5 protein-coding genes and 1 pseudogene are annotated in these 9,305 nt (G+C 62.4%); 5 read left to right on the top strand and 1 reads right to left on the bottom strand.

Annotated elements, in window-relative coordinates; genetic code table 11:
- A pseudogene (locus F4Z81_00310) lies at nt 1-152 on the top strand (transglutaminase family protein).
- Nucleotides 153-256: 104 nt separating this feature from the next.
- Nucleotides 257-2,191 (top strand): acetylxylan esterase, encoded by a 1,935-nt coding sequence (locus tag F4Z81_00305; GenBank protein ID MXW03490.1) that lies wholly within the window; start codon nt 257-259, stop codon nt 2,189-2,191.
- A 12-nt stretch (nt 2,192-2,203) separates the two neighbouring features.
- Here F4Z81_00305 and F4Z81_00300 read toward each other — a convergent pair whose 3' ends face one another.
- Nucleotides 2,204-3,421, bottom strand: coding sequence for a glycosyltransferase family 9 protein (locus F4Z81_00300; protein ID MXW03489.1), 1,218 nt, complete (start codon nt 3,419-3,421; stop codon nt 2,204-2,206).
- A gap of 228 nt (nt 3,422-3,649) precedes the next feature.
- On the opposite strand from F4Z81_00300, the gene F4Z81_00295 reads away from it, so the two are divergent.
- Genes F4Z81_00295 through F4Z81_00285 form a run of 3 tightly spaced genes read left to right on the top strand, consistent with a single transcriptional unit; the run spans nt 3,650 to nt 9,303 of the window.
- Nucleotides 3,650-4,717, top strand: a complete 1,068-nt coding sequence (locus tag F4Z81_00295; protein ID MXW03488.1) for an efflux RND transporter periplasmic adaptor subunit — start codon at nt 3,650-3,652, stop codon at nt 4,715-4,717.
- 45 nt (nt 4,718-4,762) lie between these two features.
- Entirely contained in the window at nt 4,763-7,918 is a 3,156-nt protein-coding gene (locus tag F4Z81_00290) for an efflux RND transporter permease subunit (GenBank protein MXW03487.1), read from the top strand.
- On the top strand, nt 7,915-9,303 hold the full coding sequence (locus F4Z81_00285; GenBank protein MXW03486.1) for a TolC family protein: 1,389 nt from the start codon (nt 7,915-7,917) through the stop codon (nt 9,301-9,303). The genes F4Z81_00290 and F4Z81_00285 overlap by 4 nt, the downstream gene beginning before the upstream one ends.
- Nucleotides 9,304-9,305 lie beyond the last annotated feature (2 nt).

The raw sequence follows: 9,305 nt of genomic DNA, 5'->3' as shown, positions 1-9,305 counted from the left end.
GGGGAACGACCTCGCACGCCTGGGTGGAGTGCCGGCTGCCCGGACCCGGCTGGACGGGATTCGATCCCACGAACGCGACGCTGGCCGACGAACGCCACGTACGGGTGGCGGTGGGGCGGGACTACCAGGACGTGTCCCCCACGCGAGGCGTGCTGTTCGGAGGGGGCGATATCGAGCTTGAAGTGGAGGTGAATATGGAGACGATACCGGAAAATCCTGCCGATTCACCCTATTCGATGCACGAGGAGCCGAAACGATGAATGACCCGGGCCGGCCTTCGCACACGGTGGACACGCTGAAGGCTTACTTGCTGAGCCGTTTCTCACGGTTCGAACTGCCCGATGCCGCGACCTGGGAAGAAGAGGCCGGCAAGTTGCGACAGACCGTGCTGGACGAAGTGATTTTCAAGGGCGTGCCCGACGCGTGGAGAAACGGCGCGGCCGGCGTCGAGTGGAGCGACGTGATCGAAACCGGGAAGGGATACCGGATACGCAAGCTGACCTACCGCGCGTTGCCCGGTCAGCCCGGTCAGCCCGGTAAGGACGGTCAGCCCGGCCTGGTCATTCCGGCGCTGCTTTACGAACCGGACGAACCGGCGGTTTCGGCGCCGGGTGTGTTGAACCTCAACGGGCATGTGGGCCCGCCGGGCAAGGCGGTGGATTACAAGCAGATACGTTGCGTCAACCTGGCCCGCCGGGGCGTGTTTGCGCTGAATCCGGAGTGGCTGAACTTCGGAGAACTGCAGGGCCCGGGCTACCAGCACAACAACGCGGGCTACCTGGATCTGTGTGGTGTGGCCGGCATTGCCGTGTTCTACCTGGTCATGTGCCGCGCGCTGGAGGTGCTGCTGGGCCTGGAGCAGGTCGACCCGGAGCGGGTCGCCGTGACCGGACTGTCCGGCGGAGGCTGGCAGACGATCGTGCTCGCAGCCCTGGACACGAGGGTGCGTCTCGCCGCGCCCAATGCCGGTTACATCGGCCTGGACAGCCGCGTCAACCACCGGGCCGACCGGGGTGACATCGAACAGAACGCCTCGGACCTCGCCGCGACGGCCGATTATCCCATGCTCACGGCCCTGCTTGCGCCCCGTCCGGCCTTGCTGATGTATAACGAATATGACGATTGTTGCTTCCAGACCGCCAGGGCGCGTCCCTCGGTCTATGAACCGGTTCTGCCGCTGTACGATTCGCTCGGAAGACCGGACGCCTTTGCATTCCATAATAACCTGGATCCGGGCACCCACAACTACGAGCGGGAACACCGGGAGCGTTTCTACGGGTTCTTGAACCGGCATTTCCTGGACGGCCGGCCTGGCGCGCCGTCCCGCGACGAAGAGATTCCCTCGGAAGACGAAGTCCGCACCGAAGAAGCACTTTGGGTCGGAACGCCGGCGGATAACGCCGATTTCGTCTCCCTGGCCCGGTCCCTGGCCAGTGGACTGAAACGCCGGAAGCCGCCGGAGGATCCCGCCGCGTTCTCCCGGTGGCAGGCGGCGGGCAGGGAACGGCTGACGTCCTTGCTGCGTTACCGGCCCCTGACCGTTGAACGCGTGACCGGTCAGGCTTCGCGCACAGGAAACGGCCGGCGGCCGGAATACGCCTGTTACCATTTGCGGGACGGATGGGAACTACCCGTCGTGACCACCGTACCCACGGGCCAGGGCTCTGGAAAAAAGCGTCTGATCCTGGCGGACGAAGGGCGGCAGGGGACGGAAGCCCTGGCCGAGAAAGCCCTGCGGGACCAGGTCACGGCCACGGAGGTGGAAGTGGTCATGCAGGGCGCCTGCGGACTGGGCAAGGCGCCGCATCAGTGGACGATGATGATGGCGTCGGGCGGAGGCAGGATGCTGGGTCTCCAGGTCGCCCAGCTCGCGGCAGTCATGCATCATGTGAGCCCGGCCCGTCCGGATCCGGACCGTCCGGGCGTGGCGGCCCCGCTGGGGCTCGCGGCGCAAGGTCCCGTGTCCTCGGTGATCGCCCTGATGGCAGCGTCCCTTTGCGGCAAGGCGGTCGATGAAATCATACTGCATCGCGGCCTTGCCAGCCTGCACCGGTTGATTGATGAACCCGGGCGGTACGAATCCCTCTCGCCTCTCTTCTGCTTCGGACTGTTGGCCGAGTTCGATATCGAGGATCTCATCGCACTCGTCCGTCCCGCCCGGGTCAAATTCATATCGGCCGCCGAGCTGTAATGCGGCATGGAACTACAATGCGGACCGGATGGCCTCGATGACCAGCCGGGAAGGTAACGTGCGAAGGCAGAGGGCGCCCCGGGTGACCGTCGACGTGAGGGGTTCGTGCCGGCAGGTCATGAAACAACCCCGGCACGGCAGGTAGTCCGGATGTACGACGGTGTGCAGGTTCCTGTAACCGTAGCTTTCCGGATAGGGAAAGAAATACCCGAGGTGGCTGTCCGGACAGACACACACCGTGGGGGTACCCATGACCGTCGAGATATGGCTCAGTCCCGAGTCCAGTCCGACGAACAGGCGTGCTTCCCGTATCAACTTCATCACCCCGGTTAAAGACGTTTCGATCACGCGGACGCCTTGCGGCGCCGTCCGGCTCACTTCGTCGGCCCTGCCGGGCTCGACCAGCGCGACAAACTGCATTTCAGGGAATGCGCGGATCGTCTCCGCCCACCGCGCCATCGGGTAGTCCTTCCGCCGATTGTCGCTGAGGGGTTGCCACGCTACGTACTCCCCGGGTTCGACCCCGAAGCGATGGCATGCGTCGGCTCCCGATCCGACGTGATCCAGATCCGGCCGCCACGCCTCCCCGCCGTCCGTTTCAACGCCACAATGCGCCAGCACGCGTCGGATGTAATGGGCGTTGTGATGCAATAAATGGCATGAGGCGAAGTTCTTTCCCCCGCCTTCACCGTCCTCGTACTTGGGCACGACCTCGTACCCGGCCGGATAGGGCCGTTCCGGCGCCAGGTCTTCGCCCAGGTGGTATCCTTCGTAGACGAACCTGCGGTCCGCCCGCACGGCGGCAAGCACGGCATCCAGGGCGAAGAGCCCGCCGTAGAACGTGTGAATGTCCGCGATGACGCACCGGAACGACCGGTTCGCGATCCCATCGAGCGACGCGGCCGGGGCGCCTCCGGACCCGGTTAGGCGCGCGGCCGGTTCGGGGAACGGCAGGAAGGCGTCCACGTGCGGCTCGACGAGCGGCCTCACGCGCGACCTTCCCAGGAACCAGACCGGACTGGGGTGAAACCACCGCCGCATCCGCTTGAGATGCCCGGTGGCCAGGACCACGTCTCCGATCCGTCCCCATGCCACGTATAGCACGGGTCTGGGTTCCGGGTCCCGCGTTGGTGCAACCCGGACCGTCCACCGCTTGTTTTCACGGCGCGATATCCGGCTCCGGTACGCGAAGTAGAGCCGGTACGCGATGTTGTTGATCGTTTTCCACATAACATGTCGGCGGTGCGCAGCGTGGTTCCCCGGCCATGGAATCTACCTCGCTGGGGACCGCTGTTTTATTGAATGGCGCACCGTCCCCTTTTGTATAGATGTACTTGACAGGATGTCCTGATATTACGTTATTTCGGCCGTCCCGGCAAGTCGGCGTTGGCCGTCGGAAACAGTACGTCGGAAACGGTACACGCAGATATACAAAAGATATACAAGGAGCGGGCATCGATGATCAACCGCGCCAGGCACTGGTTGGGTTCGGCCGCATGCATGGTCGGCATACTGGCAGCCGCAGGCTGCAGTGAAAGCGGCAGCGCCGCCAACGAAGCGTCCGCCGTGGAGGAAACGCGGTCTGTAAACGTGGTGACCCGGGTGGTCGAGCCCCGGGAATTCATCAATCATCTCAGGCTGGTGGGCGAAGTCAAGCCGGTCCGGCGCGTCGTGGTGAGCATTGAAGCAACCGGCCTGGTAAGGCACATTGAGGTCGAAAAAGGCGAGTCTGTGCGGCAGAACGCCGTGCTGGCCCGGTTGGACGACGAACTGCTCAAGGCGGCCGCGGACGAGGCCGAAGCGGCCGTAAACGCCAGCGGCCTGACCCTGCGCAACCAGGAGCGGCTGTTGGAGCAGAAAGCGCTGGCGGAGTCCGTTTACCTCGACACCAAGTACCGCCATGACATAAACCTCGCACGGCATCAACAGGCCCAGACCTACCTGAGCAAGACCGTTATCCGGGCCCCGATCTCCGGGGTGGTGGACAGCCGCAATCTCGAGGTGGGCGAACTGGCAACGCCCGGAAGGGAGTTCGTGGACCTCGTGGAGATCGACCGTGTCAAGATCGTGGCCGGTGTCCCCGAACGTCATTTGAAACACGTCACCGACGGCACGCGGGCTACCCTTACGTTTCCTGCTTATCCGGACGTTACCCTGGAAGCGGACATCTCCTATATCGGAACGACGCTGGACCCGGACAGCCGAACCGTACCCGTGGAAATCACGCTGGACAATCCGGCGCACCGGCTTAAGCCCGAAATGGCCGTCACCATCCGCGTGGTCAAAGACAACATACCGGCAGCCATCGTCATCCCCCAGGACGCCGTTATCGACACCGATCAGGGCCGGATCGTGTTTTTGGCAGACCGGAACGTCGCCCGTTCCGTACCGGTTGAACTCGGTTCGACTTCCGGCGACCAGGTGCTGGTGACGAATGGGCTTGCGACGGGCGATACCCTCATTGTCGTCGGCCACCGGAACCTGGTAAACGGTGAAACCATTCAGGTCAGAAACGAAGGGATGTAGCACGGTGACCGCGTTTGCCGAGGGCGTCCACGGGAGTATTTCCAGTTGAAAGTTTCTGACCTGGCGATCAAAAACAGAATCAGCATCTTCGTTTTGACCGGGGCCGTGATACTCCTCGGCTTCATGTCCTACCTGTCCCTGCCGCGCGAATCAACCCCCTCGATCACCATACCGATCGTCTTTGTCGCCACCCCCTATTTCGGCGTGGCTCCCGCGGACATCGAGAACCTCGTTACCCAGCCGATCGAGAAGCATCTCGAAGAACTGTCCAATGTGAAAGAAATTTCCTCTACCTCCAGCGAGGGGATCTCGACGGTGGTCATCGAATTCGAAACCGACGTCGACATCAACAATGCGCTCCAGAAGGTTCGTGAGGAGGTCGACCTCGCGCGGGCCGAGATCCCGGAAGACGCGGAGGAATCCACCATCCAGGAGATCAACTTCGATGACATCCCCATCCTGGTGATCAACGTTGCGGGGACCCACAGCCTCGTAACGCTGAAAGACATCGCGGAAGACCTGGAGCAGCGCATCGAGCAGATCCCGGGTGTGCTGGACGTAACGGTCGCGGGAGGGCTGGAACGGGAAGTACAGGTCAATGTCGATCCGGACCGGCTGGTGTACTACGGCCTGGAGCTTGATGATATCATCGAGACGATACGCCAGGAAAATCTGAATATGCCCGGTGGTTCGATCAAGACCGGAACCCTGCGTTACGCCGTCAGGGTCCCGGGTGAATTCACGACGCCGGAGGAGATCGGGTCGCTGGTGGTCGAGACCCGCAACCGGCAACCGATCGCCATCACGGACGTGGCGGAGGTCCGTTTCGGATTCAAAGAAGAAACCTCCATCGCCCGGCTGAACGGCCTGCCCTGTGTTACCCTGAACGTACAGAAACGCAGCGGAGAGAACCTGATTCAGATCGCCGACGCCGTAAAGGAGCTGCTGGACGACGAACGGGAGCGGTTGCCGGCGACGGTAAACCTGGCGGTCCTGGCGGACCAGTCCAAGGACATCCGTTCCATGGTCAGCGACCTGGAGAACAATATCATCTCGGGCCTGATCCTCGTCGTCTGCGTGCTGTTCATGTTCATGGGCGTGCGCAACGCCCTTTTCGTGGCCATAGCGATTCCGCTGTCCATGCTGATCTCCTTCATCGTGCTCGATATCCTGGGCTACACCCTGAACATGATCGTGCTCTTCAGCCTGATCCTGGCACTCGGCATGCTGGTGGACAACGCCATCGTGATCGTCGAGAATATCTATCGCCACCGCGAGGAAGGCAGGCCCCTGGTCCGCGCCGCCCGCGAAGGCGTGGGCGAGGTGGCCGTGCCGGTCTGCACTTCCACCCTCACCACCCTGTGCGCCTTTGCCCCCATGCTGTTCTGGCCGGGCATTATCGGCGACTTCATGAGCTATCTCCCGGCCACGCTGATCATCACCCTGTCCGCCTCGCTGTTCGTCGCCCTCATCATCAATCCCACGGTCTGCTCCGTGTTGCTCAACGTGAACACGGCGCGGAAGGACCAGAAGTGGCTGATATCCCTGCGCGGGCGGTACAGCCGGTTTCTCATGTGGGCGCTGGCCCACCGGGCCCCGGTCATGTTCGTCACCTGCGGCGTGCTCATCGGGATGATCGTGCTTTACGGGTTGATCGGCAAGGGGGTGGAGTTTTTCCCGGAGACCGAACCCAACCAGGCTTACATCGACGTCAACACGGCGATCGGCACCCAGCTGGACGTCTCCGACGGCGTGGTCCGGCAGGCGGAAGATTTCATACAGGACGTGCCCGACATGAACCAGTACGTCGCCAGCGTGGGGGCAGCCTCGGACTCCCAGAATCCCGGCTCGGGCGGCGGCGGCGGGACGCCCCACAGATCGCGGATCATCGTCGACCTGGTGGAACGGCAGGACCGGGAACAGTCCTCCTTCTACACGGTGGAGATGATCAGACAGCGGATGGAACGGCTCATCGGCGCAGACGTGGAAATCGTAACGCCCGATGTCGGTCCGCCCACCGCAGCGCCGGTGAACATCGAAATCGTGGGGGAGGATTTCGCCATACTCGGCGGATTGGCGGACCAGGTGATGCTGCGCATCGAGAACATTCCGGGCCTGGTGGACCTCAAGGACGACTACGATTCGGGCAAACCTGAGCTGAAAGTCGAAATCGACCGTGAACAGGCCGCCCTGCTGGAAATGAACACCGCAGAGATCGCACGGGCGGTTCGCACCGCCATCAATGGTACGGAAGCCTCCAAGTACCGGGTAGGGGAGGAAGAATACGACATCGTGGTCCGGTTCGCCGAACCCGAGCGGGCCACGTTTGCCGACCTGGAACGCATACACATCATTCATGAAGACGAACTGGTCTCGTTGAGCACCCTGGCGCGGACCCGTGTGGACGGCGGCGTGGGATCCATCAGGCGGAAGGACCAGGAACGCGTGCTGACCATCGAAGGCGACGTGGAGGGCCGGCTCGCCAACGACGTGCTCGCGGATGTGCAGGCCACCCTGGCGGACCTCGACCTGCCCGAGGGATACGCCCTGCGGTACGCCGGTGAGAACGTGGAACAGGACGAAGCGACCGAGTTCCTGTCCAGGGCTTTTTTCATCGCCCTGATCATGATTACGCTCGTGCTCGTCACGCAGTTCAATTCCGTCACCATGCCCTTTATCATCATGATGTCCGTGGTGCTGTCGCTGATCGGGGTCCTGTTTGGACTGATCGTGACGGCCACGCCCTTCGGCATCATTATGACCGGAATCGGGGTCATCAGCCTGGCCGGTGTCGTCGTAAACAATGCCATCGTGCTGATCGATTACATCAGAAAACTGCGAAACCGCGGCCTGCGGCGGAGGGAAGCGATCGTCCAGGGCGGAGTGACCCGGCTTCGGCCGGTCCTTTTGACGGCGATCACGACCATCCTCGGCCTCATTCCCCTGACCACCGGGTTCAGCTTCAATTTCATGACGCTCTCGCTCGAGATCGGCGGAGAAAGCTCGCAGTGGTGGGGTCCCATGGGCGTAGCCGTGATCTTCGGACTGGCCATAGCCACGGTCTTGACCCTGATCGTGGTGCCCGTCATGTACGACTTCGTGTCGGGATGGGCCGAACGGGGTGACCGGGAAGCGAAGGCAGAAGAAGAAAGCGGGCGGGATAGCGGTGTCGCCGTTGATCAGCCCGTATCAGCGGTATGAACGTAAGCCGGAGAGTAAAGCTGGAGGATCGCATGATTCGCACCGTGAAAAATGCCGTGGTGTCGATCGCTATTGCGGTCGGCGTCGCACTACCGTTGTCCGCCCAGCAAGACGACGAGATCGTGCTTACGCTCGACCGGGCCGTCGAGCTTGCGCTCAGGAATAACGAATCCCTACTGAGTACCAGGGTGGAGGAAGACCGTGCCCGGGCGCGCGTGAGGGAAGCCTATTCCGAAGCGCTGCCCAAGCTCGACTTCAGCAGTTCCGTCACACGGAACTGGGCTCTTCCGGAGTTTAATTTCGGCGGCCAGACCTTCAAAGTCGGTACCGACAACGTAATCAACTTCGGACTCGATCTTTCCCAGACCATCTATCGGGGCGGACAGGTTGGCGTCGGCCTGAGAATCGCGCGTTACTACCAGCGGATTTCGGCATCCAACACGGACCGGATGCGAGGAAACATCGTGCACCAGATCCACGACGGGTACTACGATGTCCTTTTGGCCGAAGCCACGCTGGAGGTCTCCACGGCGGCCTTTGACCGTGCCGAGGCCCAGTACGAAGGCGTACAACGTTTTTACGAAGCCGGGACGGTATCGGACTATGACGTACTCAGGGCCCGGGTGGAAGTGACCAACGCCCTCCCGCCGGTCACACAGGCCAGGAACCGGCTCGCGATCGCGAAAGCGGACCTCAAGCGCCTGATCGGGCTGCCCCGGCAGGCGCGTATACGGTGTACCGGCGGCCTCGACGTAGACGTATCCGGCTTGCCCGAGGACATCGAAACGGCCGTGGACCAGGCGCTTACAAACCGATCGGACCTGAAAGCCGCCCGGTTGCAGACCACGATGAACGATGCGGCGATCCGGCTTGCCCGGGGAGAAAACGGGCTCGACGTATCGCTTTCCGCGGGATACCTGATGCAGGCCCAGGTGAACGACCCCGGTTTCAAGTCGATCGGGTTCAACGACTTCTCCCGAAGCTGGAACACGCTCATCAACGTATCGATTCCGGTCTTCGACGGGAGGCAGAACTCGGGCCGTATCATGCAGGCCCAGGCGGACTATGAGCTGTCGCGTTACGTCGAACGCCAGCTCGGGAAGCAGATAGAGGTGGACGTCACCGAGGCCGTGCTCAATGTGGTGGAGGCGTCGGAACGCGTTAGGGCGGGCGAGGAGGCCGTCGAACTGGCCAGTCGCGGCCTGTCCATCGCGCAGGTACAGTACGAGGGCGGCGTCAGCACCCAACTCGAGCTCATCGACGCCCAGTTCGTCCTGAAGCAGGCCGAGACCGATCACGTTACGGCGAAGTACGACTACGCCACGGCCGCTTCGAATCTGCGGAATGTACTGGGTATGATGGACGATCGATCGGATGACCGGTAACG

The organism is Gemmatimonadota bacterium (genome assembly GCA_009835325.1).
In the GTDB taxonomy this organism is placed as follows: domain Bacteria; phylum JAAXHH01; class JAAXHH01; order JAAXHH01; family JAAXHH01; genus JAAXHH01.
The sequence above is the reverse complement of the archived record's forward strand: the minus strand, read 5'-3'. Positions and strand labels throughout refer to the sequence as shown.

Bases quoted from the DNA above. Each gene is read 5' to 3' on its own strand.
- F4Z81_00300 (MXW03489.1), bottom strand. From the start codon at position 3,421: ATGTGGAAAACGATCAACAACATCGCGTACCGGCTCTACTTCGCGTAC.
- F4Z81_00295 (MXW03488.1), top strand. From the start codon at position 3,650: ATGATCAACCGCGCCAGGCACTGGTTGGGTTCGGCCGCATGCATGGTC.
- F4Z81_00285 (MXW03486.1), top strand. From the start codon at position 7,915: ATGAACGTAAGCCGGAGAGTAAAGCTGGAGGATCGCATGATTCGCACC.
- F4Z81_00305 (MXW03490.1), top strand. From the start codon at position 257: ATGAATGACCCGGGCCGGCCTTCGCACACGGTGGACACGCTGAAGGCT.